The sequence below is a fragment of the Paenibacillus sp. JNUCC32 genome (assembly GCF_014863545.1).
Lineage (GTDB): Bacteria > Bacillota > Bacilli > Paenibacillales > Paenibacillaceae > Paenibacillus_AQ > Paenibacillus_AQ lautus_A.
In genome coordinates this window covers 4,994,375-5,011,469 of record NZ_CP062260.1, presented here as the reverse complement: position 1 = coordinate 5,011,469, position 17,095 = coordinate 4,994,375, and the positions used below count along the sequence as shown (strand labels likewise).

Sequence of the window (17,095 nt, the reverse complement as noted above, 5' to 3'; positions counted from 1 at the left end):
ACGCTTGAACCTAAGTCATAACACATATTAGGGGCTGTCCCACAAGGTCATGAAGTACGGACCAAGGGACAGCCCCTTTTTCAGAGGGCTCTTTTTATACGAGATTAATTGATCAGGATGACATGCCGATTCATTTGCCGATTCCCTGCTGGCGGTATTGACCCGGGGTGATCCCTTCCAGCTTCTTGAACATGCGATTGAAGTAGGGAGGCTGATATCCTGCGGCCTCCGCGATTTCATGAATGCGAAGATCCGTGGTCAGCAGCAATTCTTTGCAGCGGTTCATGCGCACGGTCGTCAGATAGTCCATATAATTCGTGCCCGTCATCTGTTTAAACGCTTTGCTCAATTGGGATACGCTGACGCCGGCCTCCATGGCCATGGCATCCAGGGACAAGTCCTGCATCCCGTTCTGCTCGATTTGCTCCAGCACGTTTTCGACCAGCGATTTCATGGAGCTGTTGAAGTTCTTCGTCAGCTGATCGAGATAGGGCTCGATGATTTCTTTCTGGAACCAGTCCACGCAGGCCTTCGGGTCGCGAAGCAGGGACAGCTGCTCCTGCAGGTTGGAGAAATCGTACACCTGATACGGATTTAAGCCGGCCTGCAGCATGGAGCGGTGAACGCTCGTGATTAAACGCATGAGTCCATGGTGGACATGCCACTCCGAGCCGCCCCCGGCTTGAAGCGCCGTGACGAAGCGGCTTAGGGATCGCAGCGCGTCCCCTTGCAGCCCGAGGTTCAGGGTGTGTATGAAATCCTGCTCCAATTCCAGCGGAAAGTCGATCCAGTCGTTTTTTTGGGACAGCACCGTGTCCGCTTCCAGCAGCTGGCTGCCGGCATCGAAGGATCGGTAATGCAGCGCCCGCTTGGCCTGTTCCAGAATATGGGGAACATCGGTCCAGGTCGAGCTTGGCCCGCCCAGCACGATGGTTGCCGACACCCGCAGCGTATCGCGCAGGGCCCGCAGGATCTGGTCGCACAGCAGCCTCATCATACGTGTCTGTTCGTCTGCTTTAGGAGAGGCCGGAACGATCAGGATGACGCCAAAGGAGCCGTCGAAGAAATTGATGGGATGCATATAGGCGCTAACGTCCTCTGCCAGCTCTTGAATCACGTTCAAAGCGGCATAGGTGAGAAGATGCTGATCGTTCTCAGTAAGCGGCGTCCGATCCTCCCCGTGGGTATGCTGCTGGAGAACGATCGCCGAGAACTGTTTATTGGTTATGTCTAGCTCCATCTCTTGCAGCTTGAGCACATACTCGGACTCCGTCAGGTGGGCGGCTTGCCCGCTCAAGAATTGATTGATGTAAGCCTCCCTGATCGCGGGCAAGGATCGCTTCCATTGATTTTGAAGCGTGTCATGCGAGAACCGGTACTGCTTCCACTCGTGTTCAATATAATCGAGCTCGTTGTACCGCGATGTCTGTTTGGCCTGATCGCCTCCAATCATATGCAGCATTTTGCGAATAGGGCGATACATCCTCTTGGAGGCAAACCAGCTTGCGCCCAGGGATGCCGCGAGCGCAAAAGCAAAGCAGATCAGGATGATATGGGTATACGGCTTCGTCGGAGCGATGATCGTGGACTGCGGCGTGCCGGATACATAGGTCCAATTCCGCTGCATTTTTTCAAATTGGACGGTATTCACCAGCCACACATCCTGATCGACCGGAACCTTCATCCGCAGACGATTCGTACGCTTGGCATTCTCCGGAAGCTTCAGCTGTTCCTGGATCGCGCTCATCGCTTTCGGCATGCTGCGGCTCATGCCCGATTCCCCGATGATATGGCCTTGATCGTCGAGCAGGAACGATAGATTCTCGCTGTTGCGAATCACGTGCAGCTTCGACGGATCGATGTAGATGACGATCGCCCCGTAGGGCGTATGACCGTTGAAGGGGAGCCGCATGACGAGCGCGTGGGAAGATCTCCCCTTATTGAAAGGCCGCTCCAGGTCATGTACCCAGAACATGTCCGAATCTCCCTCCATGAGCCGGCCGAAGCCTAACGCATCCTGTTCCTGATCCAATGTCCGCAGCCCGAGATCGGGCTCCATGATTTTATTTTGCTTTTTGATGTAGAGATAGACCTGATCCACAAGGGGATCGGCATTTTCCACCAGGTTGAGCGTATTAAACAGCTCGTTCGTCTCCTCGATATTCGACACAAAGTCCATATCGGACAAGGAAGGCTTGAAATGGGGCTTCACCACCATATTGAGCGCGTAGTGGACCAGCTGGGTGAACTGCTCGTCCACTTGCCTCGCCGCGTCCACCAGGGCTTCCTCGTTCCGCTGCTGATATTGGTTGATCATATGCTGGTTCCCCACGTATAGGTAAACGGCCGTAATGGCCGAGATGGGGAGGCATGTCATCAACACGGCGAGCGCGATGCTTCTCCAATACATAACACCTTTGAAACCGGATTCAGGATTCTGTTGCCTCATAACACTAACCCCCTGTTGGCATAGACAAATCCAAGGCCTGATCGAAGAAAGCCGGGAAAATCATTAAATACTATCATAGCGAAAGAGGGGATTAGTTGAAAAGATCACATTTTCCTATTGATGCCGATGAACACGGCATTCCGGCACCAAGGAAAAAAAGTGCAATTCGAGGAAATGGATGATGCGAAACGCTTGGAAGGCAGGCATTTTTCCGTATTGTGCATCGAAGGGAGAGGGGAAGGGGCCACGACGGAAAAAAAGTGGAATTGCAGGCAATTCTGCAACCGTTTACATTAGGGATACGTTCCGCGAACGGTAGGTTTGAACGAGACGACAAGGCTGAAAGTGAGGGAGTATCGATGAAAGCACAAGAAACCGTTCAGTCGGCAAAAGGAAGCGGGAGCGCCCCTATTCCCGCGAAATCCAAAACGAAGTGGGGGCGGATCCGGTCGGATGTAGCTCGCGACAAGTATTTATACATGCTGGCGTTGCCGGGTCTTATCTTTTTTATCATTTTCAAATATATTCCGATTACGAATCTCGTCATTGCTTTCCAGGAGTACTCGCCGTACTTCGGAGTGTTCGGAAGCCCTTGGGTAGGCTTCGAGCATTTCGCCCGGTTTTTCTCCAACGACGACTTCTGGATGCTGCTGCGCAATACGCTGGCGATTAGCTTCCTGAGCTTGATTTTCTTTTTCCCGGCGCCGATTATTTTAGCCTTGATGCTGAATGAAGTACGAAGCTCCTTCTATAAACGGACCATTCAATCGCTGGTGTATATCCCCCATTTTTTATCCTGGGTATTGATCTATGGGCTGACCTACCTCATGTTCTCGCAATCGGAGGGCTTGTTCAATAAGTGGCTCGTTACCATGGATTGGGGAACGGTCGATATTCTCTCCAATCCGAACTATTTCTGGGGCATGCTGACGGCACAATCCATCTGGAAGGAGGTCGGATGGGGGACCATCATCTTCCTCGCGGCCATCGCCGGAGTGGATCCGCAATTATACGAGGCAGCCGTCATGGATGGCGCAGGCCGTATGAGACGGATATGGCATATTACCCTGCCCGCGATGCGCAACGTGATCCTGATTCTGTTGATCCTCCGCCTGGGAACGATCATGGATACCGGATTCGAACAGATCTATCTGATGATGAATGCGCCCGTCACCAATGTAGCCGAAGTGTTCGATACCTATGTATACCGGGTGGGGATAAGGCAGGGAGAATTCAGCTACAGTACGGCCATCGGGTTGTTCAAATCGATCGTCGGCGTCATCCTGGTGGTCTCGGCCAACCGATTGGCGAGGCGATACGGTCAAGAAAGCCTGTACTAGAGGACGGGCGAAGACAAGGAGGAGTAAAGCATGCATGAGAAAGGATGGAAAACCGGGCTCTTCGGCTTCGTAAACAACGGCCTGCTGCTGATCATCGGTTTGGCAACGATATTTCCGATTTACTATACCGTTATTCTGTCATTTACCGATCCGGTGGAGTATTATCAACGAAGCTTGATATTATGGCCGCGGGATTGGACGCTGGATGCTTACAAGCATTTACTGTCCAACGGGTTGTTTGTCACCTCGATCTCCATAAGCGTGTTCCTGGCCACGGTCGGCACGATGCTCAGTCTGCTCGTTACCGGGGGGATGGCTTACGCGGTGTCCCGAAAACGGCTTCGGTTTCGCAAGGCGATCATGATTATGGTGTTAATCACCTTTCTCTTCACGCCGGGACTGGTTCCGCTGTATCTGGTCGTCCGAAATGTGGGACTCATCGACAGCGTCTGGTCGCTGATCCTGCCGAGCTTGACGAGCGCGTGGTATGTGCTGCTCATGAAGGGATTCTTCGACAGCATTCCGGACAGTCTGGAGGAAGCCGCGATGATCGACGGCTCCAATGATATCGGCGTGTTCTGGCGAATCATTCTGCCGTTGTCGCTGCCGGCGCTGGTGGCTTTCGGATTGTTCTTCGCGGTCGGCTATTGGAATACTTACTTCAACGCGCTGATGTTTATTAATGACCAGAAGATGTGGCCGCTGCAAGTGCTGCTCCAAAATATGCTGGTGGATCCCACGACAATGGGATCGGGAAGCGGCGGGGGATTTGCCTTCCAGGTGAACCGTCCGGTTCCGACGGAAACGTTGAAAATGGCAGCGGTCGTCATTGCTACCGTTCCAATCATGTTAGTGTATCCATTCCTGCAGAAGCACTTCGCCAAAGGGGCGATGGTGGGTTCCGTCAAGGAATGATCCGATATACGGTTTTCTTTTTCCAACATGGTCAGTCAGGAAAGAGGTATCATAAACAGGGAGGTCTAATGATGAAAAAAATGGATGCAAAGCCGAGCAAGTCGTTTTTAAAAATGTCGGGGGTGCTGCTCTTAGCAAGTTCGCTCTTGCTTAGCGCATGCGGCAGCCGCGGCGGGAGTCCCTCGAGCGGCAGCGAGGGCGGGACAGACAGCAGTGAACCTACAAGCATCACGATACAGACCTTGAATTATGCCACCGAATTCATAGACAACACCAATCCGCTTTGGAAAGAGCTGGAGAAACGCACCAATACCAAGTTGAATATTACGTGGTTGTCCCCATCCACGGCCGAAGAGAAAATCAATGTCATGCTTGCGTCCGGCGACCTTCCGGAGGTTACTTTCGTGGAAACGATGCAGAACCCGCAGCTGCAGAAGATGCTGAAGCAGGGAGTCTTCTGGGATCTGACCCCTTTTCTCAAAGACTACCCCAATTTAAATCGCGAAGAGCTGAAGGAAATGTGGGAAATCACCAAGGTGGACGGCAAGAACATCGTGATTCCGCGTTACTACCCAAGCTATGGGGGCGGGGTGTTCCCGATGATCCGCAAGGATTGGCTGGATGCCCTTCAGCTGGAAACGCCAAAAACGCTGGATGAGTTCCATAACGTGTTAAAGGCTTTCAAGGAACAGGATCCGAATGGTAACGGACAGGCGGATGAGATTCCGTATGCCGCTAATCCGAGCGCGCTCGCGTATATTTATAATATCTTTAATGAAACGCAAGGGGGCTGGAAGCTCCAGCCGGATAACACCCTGTCTCCGATTATTACGTCGGACGCGTCAAGGGAGGCCATGCTGTGGATCAAGCAGGCTTATGACGAGGGCCTGTTCCCCAAAGATTTTGCGATCATGAAGTTCTCCCAGGTGATGGATACGATGCGAAGCGCCAAGGCAGGGGTTGGCGGCATGTCCATGAACCATGCCTGGGTAACCGGCAAAGCCGTGAAGGATGTTGATCCCAAGGCGGATTTGATGCCGCTTGCTTACTTGGAGAATGCCAACGGGGTAAAGTATACGCCTTCAGGCTCCCCGTACTATGGCGTGTACCTCATTCCGAAGAAAGTGCCTGAGGCCAAGGTCAAGAAGATCCTCGAGTTCTTCGACTATGGCTACAGCCAAGAAGGAAACGAGATGCTGACCTACGGAATCGAAGGCGTCCATTACAATCTGGAGAACGGGAAGAAGGTCGCAACGCCGCAAGCCGTCACCGATAAGACGGGAGATGGAAACCTGAACAATATGATTCACCTCGTCAGCGACGATATGGCCATCAATGCGGTAGGGATGCCGGACGAGGTGTATGAACGAAACGTAGAGATCGTTACGGAGCGCAAGACGGTTAAGGTGCCGAATCCTTCAGGCGAGCTCTACTCCGAAGCCTATAACAAATACTATCCCGAGATTTCCAAGAAAGTAGAGGATATGCGGGTCATGGTCATTACCGGCAAGGAACCGGTTGAATCGTACGATAAATTGATCGAAACGATTAAAAGCGATCCGAAGATGAAGGAGATTACAGAGGAGATCTCGAAGGCGTATCAGGAGAAATTTGTGAAATAACCGAAATCCAAACCATAATGCGAGTGAGCTCGCATTGTGGTTTTTTTTGTTTCTTGGGACCTGTCCCTTTCAATTTTAGGCCCCTGATGTCTAACATCAAACATCCTATAATTTTACATTAAAGCATAAAATATTACATGAGGGGAGGACATAAAGTCATGAAAACGAAGGAAGGCATTAGGTTTGATATCGAGCAGGAAAGAAACAAGCTTCATAAAATGAAGCAGCGGTATCGTGATTTTAACCATCCTAAAGTCCTCAGGCAATCGATCGTGCTCGATGAACTGATTAACCAATATAACCGGTTCCTTAAAGAAAACAAACCGATTGCGTAAACAACCGGCTTGAATGGAACGGGAATTCTTTTTTTTATAGATCGTAAAGTCTAACCGCATTCTCGTAAAAAATCCTGCGAGCCTCGGAAACGGCCAGCCCGCGAAGCTCGGCCCATGCCGCCGCTGCGGAAGCCGTCATCTTAGGATGGGTCATCTGTCCGGTGAACGGGCCATCGAACGGCCAAGGGCCGTCGGTTTCGGTCATGACAAGATGCTCGGGATACATACGGGCAATATCGCGAATTTCATCCTCATAAAGAATGTCGGGCGTGAAGGAGATATAGCAGCCTTTATCCGCCATCCGCTGCAAGGTGTCACGGGAGCCTTTGAACCAATGGAAATGGGCGCGGGTGACGCCATATTTGTCGAGCAAATCACATGCGGTATCCGCATCTTCATATACAGCGTGCAGTATAACCGGTTTATGATGCCGCTTCGCAAATGCTATAAATTGCTCAAGCAGGCATTCGTAAGGGCGGTTATCCCACGGCCGACCCTCCGTTTCGGCTTCCAGCCTGGCATAATAGGGCAGGCCGACCTCTCCGACGGCAATCATGTCGTCGACATGATTAGCCATCCAATCCAGCAGCTCTTTGGTTTCTTCAGGGGAAGGGACGGGCTGTTCCGGATGATAACCGAATGCCGGCCGCACCAACGGTCCGTACTCCCTGGCCAGCTCCAGGTTTCGCTTGCTGGAAGCCAGGTTCATGGAAACGGAGATGATGGACTGAACTTCGCTTTTGCGGATATCCGCAAGAATCGTTTGCTGATCGGAGAAGGCATAAGAATCCAGATGAATATGGGCGTCCAGCAGAGGGAGATTCGTTTCCGTCTGCGTGAATGATTTCATCGTTACATCACCTCGCTTGTACGCCTCCGAGAAGCGCTCTTGAATAATGGATACAGGAGCTTAGGCATTTGTATCCTGCCTATGCGGCTCAACGCTTGTGCTGTTCTTCGCGCATGATGGCGGAGATTTCGGTTTTTAGCGCGATAAAGGACGGGGCGTTCAGGATGTCTTCCCTGCGCGGACGGGGAAAAGGGACCTCTACCCGTTTCAGGATCGTCCCGGGCCGCGCCGACAGGATATAGATGCTGTCCGAGAGCAGCAGCGCTTCCTCGATATGATGGGTAATCATCAGCACCGAACGGCGCGTATCCTCCCAGATATCGAGCAGCCAGCGCTGCATATCGCCGCGTGTCAGCGCGTCGAGCGCGCTGAACGGTTCGTCCAGGCACATAACCTCCTGCGGACTCATCAGCGCGCGCAGAAAGGCGGCCCGCTGCTGCATCCCCCCTGAAAGGGTATGCGGATACGCCTTCTCGAAGCCGGCAAGCCCGGCCCGTTCCATCCAGCTGCGGGCATTTTCCCTGGCGGCGGTTTTCGAGGTGCCTCTCAGCTCCTCGGGAAGGAGCACGTTGTCCTCCACCGTACGCCAAGGGAAGAGGGCCGGCTGTTGAGGCATATAGGCGATGCGGCCTTTCTCTCCGGTCACGTCCTGACCGTCCATGAGTACGGAGCCCGCATCCGGAGCCGTTAACCCCCCGATGATATGGAAGAGCGTGCTCTTTCCGCTGCCTGAAGGACCGATCAAGGAGACGAATTCCCCGGGCTGCACCTGAAGCGAAAGGCCATCCAGCACGTGCACTTCGCTGCGCCGTTCGCGGAAGGTGATATGAAGGCTGCGAACCTCAAGGGCAGGCGCTGGCGGGACCGCGGTAGATGACCGGCGCTGCCCGTCATGATCCGGCAGGGATACTTGATATGTCATGTCGCTAAACAGCCTCCTTTTATATAGGTTGGAAAATGTCCGTTCACCGTGGTTCTAGCCTTTTCGATTCCAGCGGATCAGGCGCTTCTCCAGCAGGGTGATCAACAGCACCATCAGCAGGCTGAGCAGGACGATGATCAGAATGGCAACAAACACCCGGTCCGTGCGGTAGCCGGATTTTTGCAGCATCATATAGTAGCCGATGCCCCGGTCCGAGCCGATCCATTCCCCGATCACCGCACCCATGACCGAATAGGTGGCCGCGATGCGGATCCCGGAGAAGATGGAGGGGAGCGCATGCGGCAGCTCCAGCTTGGTGAAGATCTGCCATGAAGTGGCTCCCGCCATCTGCATGTAATTCATCATGGTTCGGTCGGTACGCGCCAGTCCGTCCAGGGCGGCAACGGCTACGGGGAAGAAGCAGACCAGGGTAATCACGATAACCTTGGGCAGCATGCCGAAGCCGAACCAAATCATGAGGAGCGGGGCGAGAGCGATCGTCGGCACGTTCTGGCTAAGAATAAGAAGCGGATAGAGGGCTGTTTTGAGAAAAGGCACCAGATGCAGGGCCAACGAGATGACAAGGCCGATCGCCGTACCGATCATAAATCCGACCAGGGTTAATTGCAGCGTGGCCAGCGTATGCTGAAAAAGGCCGGAGGCGCCGGTGGCGGCTTCATGCCCGATGGCCGTCGGCGCCGGCAAAATATACGGCTCTATATCGAATACCGATACCGCGGCCTGCCATACCGTCAAAAAGAAAAGGACCGCCGCAGCGGGCGGCCAAACGGAGCTCCACCAGCCTTTTCTCATGGACGGTATTTCTCAGTCAGCTTATCCATGCTGATGCCGCCCGGATGGTGCGCGATTTTGACCTGGGATATGACGCTGGGACTTCCCGCTTTCACCAGCGCCTCATGCATGCGCTCAACGATTTTCAGCAGCTCGGAAAGCTCTCCTTCCAAGGTGGTTTCGAGCGCATGGACCTCGTATTTCACGCCCGACTCCTGAATGACCCGAATCGCTTCATCCACATAAGGAATGCTGTCGCCTCCATCCGGCGTTCTGGGTATCACTTGTATGCTCAAGAGGGTGTTTGCCATCTAAACTCATCCTTTCATGCAAGCTATATTGTAATGGAAGAGAGGCAGCCTGCCGGACAGGCCGTCTCTCTTCCAAATTAAATGCATCCTATGGTTTCTCCGGTAAAAATTCATTGGTGAAGGCGCTGTCCGCATCAAGCTCCTTCTCGAGCAGCTTGCGTTCAAACATCCAGTCTGCATACCCCGACCATACTTCGGCTTTCTGCTCGCCCCAGCGGGCAGCATCATCCTGATAGCGGGGACTCAGCCATTTCTGGCTGGCATGAACCAGCTCGGCATCCAGTTCGGGAACGGCCTTCGTCAGCAGGGCAGCCGCATCCTCAGGATGTTGAATCGCATAGTCGTATCCTTTTGAGGTCGCCCGCATGAATGCTTTGACAAGCTCCGGGTCCTCCTGGATCAGCTTCTCGTTCGTTACGATCACCGGCGTGTAATAGTCAAGCTGCTCGGAGTAGTCCTTCACATAGATCATGTCGAGCGGCTCGTTCCGGAGCTCGGCTTCGATACCGGTCCAGGCATAGAAGATCCAGGCAAAATCAATATCGCGTTTGACGGCCGTAAAATAATCGGCATCGCCCATGTTAACCATATTTACTTTGCTGACATCGGCACCGTCGATCTCCATGATGGATTTCATGACGGCTTCCTCAACAGGCGAGCCCCAGCCGCCGTAGGATTTCCCTTCAAAATCGCCAGCCTTGACGATCCCCTTGTCCTTGGGGGCGGCAAAGCCGGATGTATTATGCTGAATAATCGCCGCAATGGAGACAAGCGGCAGGCCTTGGGTTCTGGCAAGCGTGACGCCTTCCTGGTAGCTGATGCCAAACGGCACCTTGCCGGATGCGACCAGCGTATCCGTTCCGCCGGCCCCCGGCTGGACGATCTGGACGTTAAGCCCTTCTTCCTCATAATACCCGAGCTCCTTGGCTGCATACAGTCCGGTGTGGTTCGTGTTGGCCGACCAATCGAGCATCAGCTGTACGTCGCGGAGCTTTTCGGCCGCCTGGCCGTCTGCGCCTTCGGTACCTGTATTTTCGTTCTGTCCGCCTGTACCGCATCCCGCCGCAACCATCAGCAGGGCGCAAGCGAGAAGCAGCGCCATCCATTTTCCCTTCTTCATCTTGTCTTCTCTCCTTTGAATTCTCTTTCTCTTTCTATGACCTCGTTAACTCCACAAAAAAAGCGCCCTGAATGATATCAGGACGCATGACGGCGTAAGTGTATACCACGGCAAATCATAGCTGCCGCAAACATGGACTTCCTACGCTGGCATTACCCAGATCAGGTGTAAGGGTCAGTATCATCGGATACACTCTCAGCCGGCCAAATTCCAGCTCCCCCGGGATTTATGAAGTTTCGGACGTTACATCCGTTATTATAGTCCTAACGCAAAGACCTGTCTAGTTCGGAAGGGGATGCGAACGAGGCAGGTCTTCGTATTGGACATGGCTTGTGCGGTTGGAAGAATGAACCCCGTTAACCATTCACGGGATGAAGCATTTTGATAGGATCCTGTTCGCCAGCGGTTAGCGCTGGAAGAACTCAATCCATTCTCCTTCGGGACCGTGGACGAAGAAATAGCGGTACCCGTTCGGAAGCGTTACGATTTCCTCGTCAAGATGAGGTACGGCCAGTCCCTGTACGCGCACATATTCCGCTTCGATGTTATCGGTGCTGACGGCGAAATGATGGACGGTGCCTTCTGCGGGAAGCGTGTCGCTGTAACCCTGGATAAGCTCGATTTCCGTTTCGTCGCTGCCGTTAAATCCGAGGAATGCCAGCTGGATGACGCCATTGGTATGGGTAAGGCGATCCTTCAGTTCAAGTCCGACGACGGTTGTGTAAAAAGCAATCGTGGCTTCAAGGTCCCGGACGACAATGCCGACATGATCCAATCGTTTCTGTGACAAGGCTAAACACCCTTTCCGATTCATATGAGATATGACTGAAATATTATCATATAATTCCTATACGTCAAGTGGGTCTTGAGGACGGAAAGCTTTTGGAGCGCGATGGTTTAATAGAGTAGAATCGATGGTCTTTCTTTCACTTCCTCATCTTTACTTTTAGGTGGGTAAAAAGTATCATGAGAACTATAACTATTAATTCAAAAGACCTAACAAACAAGCATTGAAGAAAGCTTGCCTTTTGGCCGAGGAGGAATGCTTATGAGTCCAACTCCAGCAGATCATCTGTGGATTCGACTCGCCATCATATATGCATTCATTCAGATAATGACCGTTCTGTGGATGCCTGATGCTTTATTGCTTCAGCGTGTTCTAGTCATTATGGCTTCCGCTGCCGCTTCCGTCTATTTACTACGGATCAGTCGGCATTACGAGCCGCATCTTCGAAGGTTTTGGCTTATCGCAAGTGCCGGGCTGATGGCGGATGCCTCGGCTCGAATCATCGATGCTTGTTATTTTTGGCTGGGGAAAGAGAGCGCTTCCCGGACAATTTTGACTCAATTATTCTGGGGATTCGAAATCATCCTGTTTGCAGGTGCCCTCATTTATTTGTTCCGGCACGTACAAGGTTCGTTTCGGGGAGTGCGGTTTATGCTGGATATCGTGATCGTTGGCATAACGGTCATGACGGTAGGCTGGGAATATTTCATCAAGCCCGAGCTTACCGGTTTGGCGAATGAAGCCATATGGGGAAAGCTGTGGGTGGACATGCTGTACCCGCTGTGCGCAACGGTGCTTATTTTCTTCACCTTGGTGTTGTATTTTAACACAGGACAGTTAAGGAAACGGGCAGTCTTCCTGATGTGCCTCGGCGGGAGCATGTACATTGCCGCCGATGTTCTGCATATGTATCTCGTCGATTATAAGGGTGTTGAAGTTCGTTCATACCTGTACCCACTGTATACGTTATCGGTATTCATCATTGGTTTGGCAGGAGGGCGGTCAGCTCCCGATGCCCGAAATCAATCGTTGGATGAGAGGGAGCCCCGTTCGTTCGGAAATCTGATCGTAAGATATCTGCTTCCCTACAGCGTGCTTGGCGGGATGTTTGCCCTTATGGTGCAGCGGTTCGGAGGGTGGAACGGGCTTTTTACCGGCTTATCCCTCTGCGTCATCCTGATTCTGATCAGGCAGATCCTGATCCAGTTCGAAAATGACCGCTTGTTTGACCGGCTGCATCAAAGCCTGATGCAGAGCGAGACCTTGGCGCATCGCGACGATCTTACGGGACTCTATAACCGCCGCTACTTTAACGCGAGGCTGTCGAGCTCGCTGCAGGAGGCGGACCGTGCGGGTTCCCGCGTAGGGCTTCTATATATGGATATGAACCGTTTTAAACGAGTGAATGACCGCTACGGCCATCGTGCCGGCGATTTGCTGATTCGCAAGGTCGCGACCCGTCTTCAAACCCTTGAATCCAAAGGCGTTCTGGTTTCCCGTTTAGGAGGGGACGAATTTACGGTAGTGATTCATCCGGCCGGCGAGGATCAGGAACTGATCTGGATGGCGGAAGAGATCTGGACGATGCTGAGCGAGCCGTATGAGCTGGAAGGGCATGAGGTCCGAACCACGCCGAGCATCGGCATCGCGGTCTATCCGGATCATGCCAGGAACGACCAAGAGCTGATTGGTCGCGCGGATGCAGCGATGTATGCGGCCAAAGAGCGAAACGCCCGCTGGCATTTCGATGTGGAACGAACGATGCTGCTGCAGCTGTTGGATCAAAAAGTCGAATAGACAAAAGATTCGGATGTCGACAATGTGTTGTTAAGAGCAATATAAGTCGATTATTGTAGAATTTAGCGCAATCATTGCACGAATCTTGCGCATTTCTCGCAAAATAGGTCATAACTTCGATATAAAATCCATAAAATGCAAAGAAATCATATTCAAAATGCCGATAAGAAGCATAGTGAGAGCTAGCTTGCCAAGGAGGACGAACATGATTTGCGACAATTGCAGCACCTTTGAACCGATTGAGGACCAGGGGACCATTCATATGAAGCCTGCAAGTGGTGAGCTTATTCAATTGCTGGCAGTGAACGGCTACGCGGTACAAGAGAACAATGAGGGTTGTGCTGTGAACTACAAGGTACGAGCGGACCTGATCTCCATCATCGAGTGTCTGCAACCCCTTCCGCTGAAGATTCGTCAAGAGCTGTCCTTCTGTGTTACCCGTGGAGGAGCTCCGCAAATCCGGCATTCGTGGATCCCTATGCAGAAGTTCGAACTGCAGATGGAGCATTATGATATGGTGAATGTCATTTTACATAAGCAGTTTACGAGCTACATGCAGCCCATCGTGGATCCAAACGAGCAGATCGTGGCCTATGAATTTCTCCTTCGACCGGTAGAGTGGGGACTCCGGTTCCAGCCGTACGAGCTGTTTGAGACAGCCCGAAAAACCGGACTGCATTCATTCCTGGACCAGGCGGCACGCACCAGTGCGATTGAGACCAGTGCCGAGTGGCTTCCGATCGGCGTGAAGCGGTTCGTGAATTTCCTGCCGTCCTCGATATACGATGCGCAGATGTGTCTGAGCCACACCTTCAATACGATCGACAGGCTCCATCTGGATCCGAGGGATTTCGTATTCGAGGTGGTGGAAACCGAGAAGATCGACGATGTGAAGCATTTGCAGTCGATATTCGAGGTATATCGAAGCCACGGCATCTCGGTAGCCATGGATGACGTCGGCGCAGGTTATTCCACATTGGAGCAGATGATTAAGCTTAAGCCGGATTATGTGAAGATCGACCGGAGTCTTATCGACCATTGCGATCGAAATCCCGCCCAGCAGAAGCAGCTCGAAATGATCACGAACATGGCTCATGATTTCGGTGCCATGGTGCTTGCAGAAGGCATCGAGAGACGGGAGGAGTTTCATTTTTGCCGAGATATCGGGATCGAGCTTTCGCAGGGGTATTTGTTTGGGAAGCCAGCCGAGCGCCCTCCGCGTGATCCTCATACTCAACTGATCTATTCATAACATACATAATCGGCATTTCCCCCGCACGGAGGCGCAAAGCGATGGCATTTATCTGATCCCGGCTTATGGCTGAAGCCGAACCTGCAGATGATGCCAGACATGGACGAAGACGGGTTCTTCAAGAATGAGCCATGATGTAGAGGAGCCCGTTTTCTGTAAAAACAAGAGCCCTGGAAGATTTTCCAGGGCTCTTGTTTTGTATGGGCCGGCGCATTGAAGCACCGGTGCCTTTTATCTTGCAGCCGTTACCTCTCCAAATCCGCTGATGGCGTATTCCTTGCCGTTCACGTTCAGGACGGCGGGCGTATCCGTTTCGTTCACGATGAGGGTTTCATGGCCTTTGACGTTAACCTTCAGGCGGGAGCCGCGGAACATCACCTTGAAGGAGAAGGAGGACCAATGCCCCGGAATGAACGGGTTCAGATGCAATACGCCGTCCTTCACGCGCAGGCCGCCGAAGCCATGCACAACCGACATCCAGGTTCCCGCCATGCTGGTCGTATGACAGCCGTCCTCGGTATCGTTGTTGTAGTTGTCCAGATCCAGGCGGGCTGTACGAAGGTACATCTCGTACGCCTTTTCCTGGTACCCGAGCTCGCACGCGAGAATGGAGTGTACGCATGGCGAGAGGGAGGACTCGTGTACCGTGAACGGTTCATAGAAGTCGAAGTTGCGTTTTTTCGTAGCCAGGTCGTACCGGTCGCCAAGGAAGAACAATCCTTGCAGCACGTCGGCCTGCTTGATGTACACCGAACGCAGAATGCGGTCCCAGGACCAGTTCTGGTTCAGCGGCAGGTGGGCAGGGTCCAATTCCTTCACCGGAACCAGCTCCTTGTTAAGGAAACCGTCCTGCTGCAGGAAGACGCCGAGTTCCTCGTCTACCGGGTAGTACATTTTGCTGATGATATCCTGCCATTTGGCCGTTTCGGCATCCTGCAGGGCAAGCTTCGCCGTAAGCTCGGCATAGCGGGAATTCTCATTCTCTTTCAAATACTCCAGCACGTCGAGCGTGTATTCCATCGTCCAGCTGGCAATGCGGTTGGTATACCAGTTGTTGTTGACGTTGTTCTCGTACTCGTTCGGGCCGGTAACGCCCAGCATCATATACTGGTCCTTCGCCGGCACGTAATTCACGCGCTCCTCCCAGAAACGGGAGATTTCCACGAGCACTTCCAGACCGTATTGGCCGAGGTAAGAGAAGTCGCCGGTATAATTGACATAGTTATAGATGGCATAGGCAATCGCGCCGTTACGGTGGATTTCTTCAAACGTAATCTCCCACTCGTTATGGCATTCCTCGCCGTTCATCGTCACCATAGGATAGAGCGCCCCTTTGGTGAAGCCGAGCTTTCTGGCATTTTCCTTCGCCTTTTCCAGGTGCTTATAACGATAGATCAGCAGGTTGCGCGAGATGCTGGCATCGGCGGTGCTCAGATAGAACGGCAGGCAATAAGCCTCGGTATCCCAGTAGGTGCTGCCGCCGTATTTTTCCCCGGTAAAGCCCTTAGGCCCGATGTTCAGGCGGTCGTCTTCGCCGCTGTAGGTTTGGTTCAGCTGAAAAATGTTAAAGCGGATCGCTTGCTGGGCCGCCACATCGCCTTCGATGACGATATCGCTTTCCTTCCATTTGTCGCCCCAGGCATCTGCCTGCTCCTTCAGCAGCTGTTCAAATCCGGTCTCCACCGCCGGTTCCAGCACGGCACGCGCAGCATCCACCAACTCGCCGAATCCATGATTGCGGGAAGTGACGTTGGCCACGTATTTATAGATGGTGACGGCCTCGCCTTCGGATACGGGGATGCTTACGCGGTTCGCGGCATATTTCTCTTTCTCGATCAGCTCGGCTTGAAGATCCAGCTTCGCCCCGTTCTTAACAAGGTAATAAGACATAACGGAGGTAACATGGAAATCGAGCTTTTTGGTTTTTACGGTCAATGCGGCCGAGCCTTGCGCGGCTTCCTTGAATACCTCGAGCCAGAACTTCTCGTCATAGTTGGAGTCTTTGTTCTTCACATCGCCATCGAGATAAGGCGTAACCGTAAGCTCTCCAGCGAAATTAAGCGGCGTTACGGCATACCGGATGGCACCGATCTCGTGGCGTACAATGCTGACAAAGCGAACCGCCTCGATCTGGAGCTCCTTGCCGTCTTCCATGACAGCGGTGAAGCGGCGGGAGAGGAAGCCTTCCTTCATATTCAGCTCGCGCACAAAATCCTTCACCGTGCATTTGGCCAAATCCAGCGGCGTGCCGTCGATTTCAATGCCGATGCCGATCCAGTTGGTGCTGTTCAGCACTTTGGCGAAGTATTCAGGATAACCGTTCTTCCACCAGCCTACGCGGGTTTTATCCGGATAATACACCCCGGCCATGTAACTGCCCTGTAGGGAGGAACCGCTATAGGACTCCTCAAAGTTGGCGCGTTGGCCCATGAATCCGTTACCGATACTGAAGATACTCTCTGAAATTTCATGCGTATGAGGATCAAAGCCCTCTTCAATAATTGACCATTCATCAAGCTTTAAATATTGTTTCACAATCATCGGCTCCTTTAGGTTTAGGAAAAATGGTTGCATATCTATATGGGATGATGCTGCTGAATGCT

General features: G+C 52.7%; 14 protein-coding genes and 1 riboswitch. Of the genes, 6 read left to right on the top strand and 8 right to left on the bottom strand.

Annotated elements, in window-relative coordinates; all coding sequences use genetic code 11:
- Positions 1–130: 130 nt before the first annotated feature.
- Positions 131–2,449 carry a helix-turn-helix domain-containing protein gene (locus tag JNUCC32_RS22220; RefSeq protein ID WP_192569863.1) on the bottom strand — a complete coding sequence of 773 codons (2,319 nt, stop codon included), beginning with the start codon at positions 2,447–2,449 and terminating at the stop codon, positions 131–133.
- A 359-nt stretch (positions 2,450–2,808) separates the two neighbouring features.
- Here JNUCC32_RS22220 and JNUCC32_RS22215 point away from each other — a divergent pair, with 359 nt between their 5' ends.
- The 4 genes from JNUCC32_RS22215 to JNUCC32_RS22200 all read left to right on the top strand — a co-directional run bounded on the left by JNUCC32_RS22215 (position 2,809) and on the right by JNUCC32_RS22200 (position 6,661).
- A complete protein-coding gene (locus JNUCC32_RS22215; protein WP_036664971.1) occupies positions 2,809–3,789 on the top strand; it encodes an ABC transporter permease in 981 nt (326 codons plus the stop codon).
- A gap of 30 nt (positions 3,790–3,819) precedes the next feature.
- On the top strand, positions 3,820–4,704 hold the full coding sequence (locus JNUCC32_RS22210) for a carbohydrate ABC transporter permease (RefSeq protein WP_009594160.1): 885 nt from the start codon (positions 3,820–3,822) through the stop codon (positions 4,702–4,704).
- A 71-nt stretch (positions 4,705–4,775) separates the two neighbouring features.
- Positions 4,776–6,326, top strand: coding sequence for an extracellular solute-binding protein (locus tag JNUCC32_RS22205; protein ID WP_374705893.1), 1,551 nt, complete (start codon positions 4,776–4,778; stop codon positions 6,324–6,326).
- Between the two features lie 158 nt (positions 6,327–6,484).
- Positions 6,485–6,661 carry an aspartyl-phosphate phosphatase Spo0E family protein gene (locus tag JNUCC32_RS22200; RefSeq protein WP_009594144.1) on the top strand — a complete coding sequence of 59 codons (177 nt, stop codon included), beginning with the start codon at positions 6,485–6,487 and terminating at the stop codon, positions 6,659–6,661.
- Positions 6,662–6,695: 34 nt separating this feature from the next.
- Here the strand turns inward: JNUCC32_RS22200 and JNUCC32_RS22195 are convergent, their stop codons facing one another.
- The 6 genes from JNUCC32_RS22195 to JNUCC32_RS22170 all read right to left on the bottom strand — a co-directional run bounded on the left by JNUCC32_RS22195 (position 6,696) and on the right by JNUCC32_RS22170 (position 11,446).
- Positions 6,696–7,511 (bottom strand): TatD family hydrolase, encoded by an 816-nt coding sequence (locus tag JNUCC32_RS22195; RefSeq protein WP_192569862.1) that lies wholly within the window; start codon positions 7,509–7,511, stop codon positions 6,696–6,698.
- Between the two features lie 88 nt (positions 7,512–7,599).
- A complete protein-coding gene (locus JNUCC32_RS22190) occupies positions 7,600–8,433 on the bottom strand; it encodes an ABC transporter ATP-binding protein (RefSeq protein WP_192569861.1) in 834 nt (277 codons plus the stop codon).
- A gap of 54 nt (positions 8,434–8,487) precedes the next feature.
- A complete protein-coding gene (locus JNUCC32_RS22185) occupies positions 8,488–9,246 on the bottom strand; it encodes an ABC transporter permease (RefSeq protein WP_192569860.1) in 759 nt (252 codons plus the stop codon).
- Complete coding sequence (locus JNUCC32_RS22180; RefSeq protein ID WP_009594139.1) at positions 9,243–9,536, bottom strand: MTH1187 family thiamine-binding protein; 294 nt, start codon at positions 9,534–9,536, stop codon at positions 9,243–9,245. The genes JNUCC32_RS22185 and JNUCC32_RS22180 overlap by 4 nt, the downstream gene beginning before the upstream one ends.
- 88 nt (positions 9,537–9,624) lie before the next feature.
- Entirely contained in the window at positions 9,625–10,656 is a 1,032-nt protein-coding gene (locus JNUCC32_RS22175; protein WP_096774665.1) for an ABC transporter substrate-binding protein, read from the bottom strand.
- Positions 10,657–10,777: 121 nt separating this feature from the next.
- Positions 10,778–10,887: riboswitch (TPP riboswitch) on the bottom strand.
- Positions 10,888–11,062: 175 nt separating this feature from the next.
- Complete coding sequence (locus tag JNUCC32_RS22170) at positions 11,063–11,446, bottom strand: VOC family protein (RefSeq protein ID WP_323373371.1); 384 nt, start codon at positions 11,444–11,446, stop codon at positions 11,063–11,065.
- A 258-nt stretch (positions 11,447–11,704) separates the two neighbouring features.
- Here JNUCC32_RS22170 and JNUCC32_RS22165 point away from each other — a divergent pair, with 258 nt between their 5' ends.
- Together JNUCC32_RS22165 and JNUCC32_RS22160 are read left to right on the top strand one after the other, a co-directional pair.
- Entirely contained in the window at positions 11,705–13,240 is a 1,536-nt protein-coding gene (locus JNUCC32_RS22165; protein WP_192569858.1) for a GGDEF domain-containing protein, read from the top strand.
- A 205-nt stretch (positions 13,241–13,445) separates the two neighbouring features.
- Positions 13,446–14,492: an EAL domain-containing protein gene (locus tag JNUCC32_RS22160; RefSeq protein WP_096774662.1), complete on the top strand. Its 1,047-nt coding sequence runs from the start codon at positions 13,446–13,448 to the stop codon at positions 14,490–14,492.
- A gap of 231 nt (positions 14,493–14,723) precedes the next feature.
- On the opposite strand, the gene JNUCC32_RS22155 is transcribed toward JNUCC32_RS22160, so the two are convergent.
- Positions 14,724–17,027, bottom strand: coding sequence for a glycoside hydrolase family 65 protein (locus JNUCC32_RS22155; protein WP_192569857.1), 2,304 nt, complete (start codon positions 17,025–17,027; stop codon positions 14,724–14,726).
- Positions 17,028–17,095: the final 68 nt, after the last annotated feature.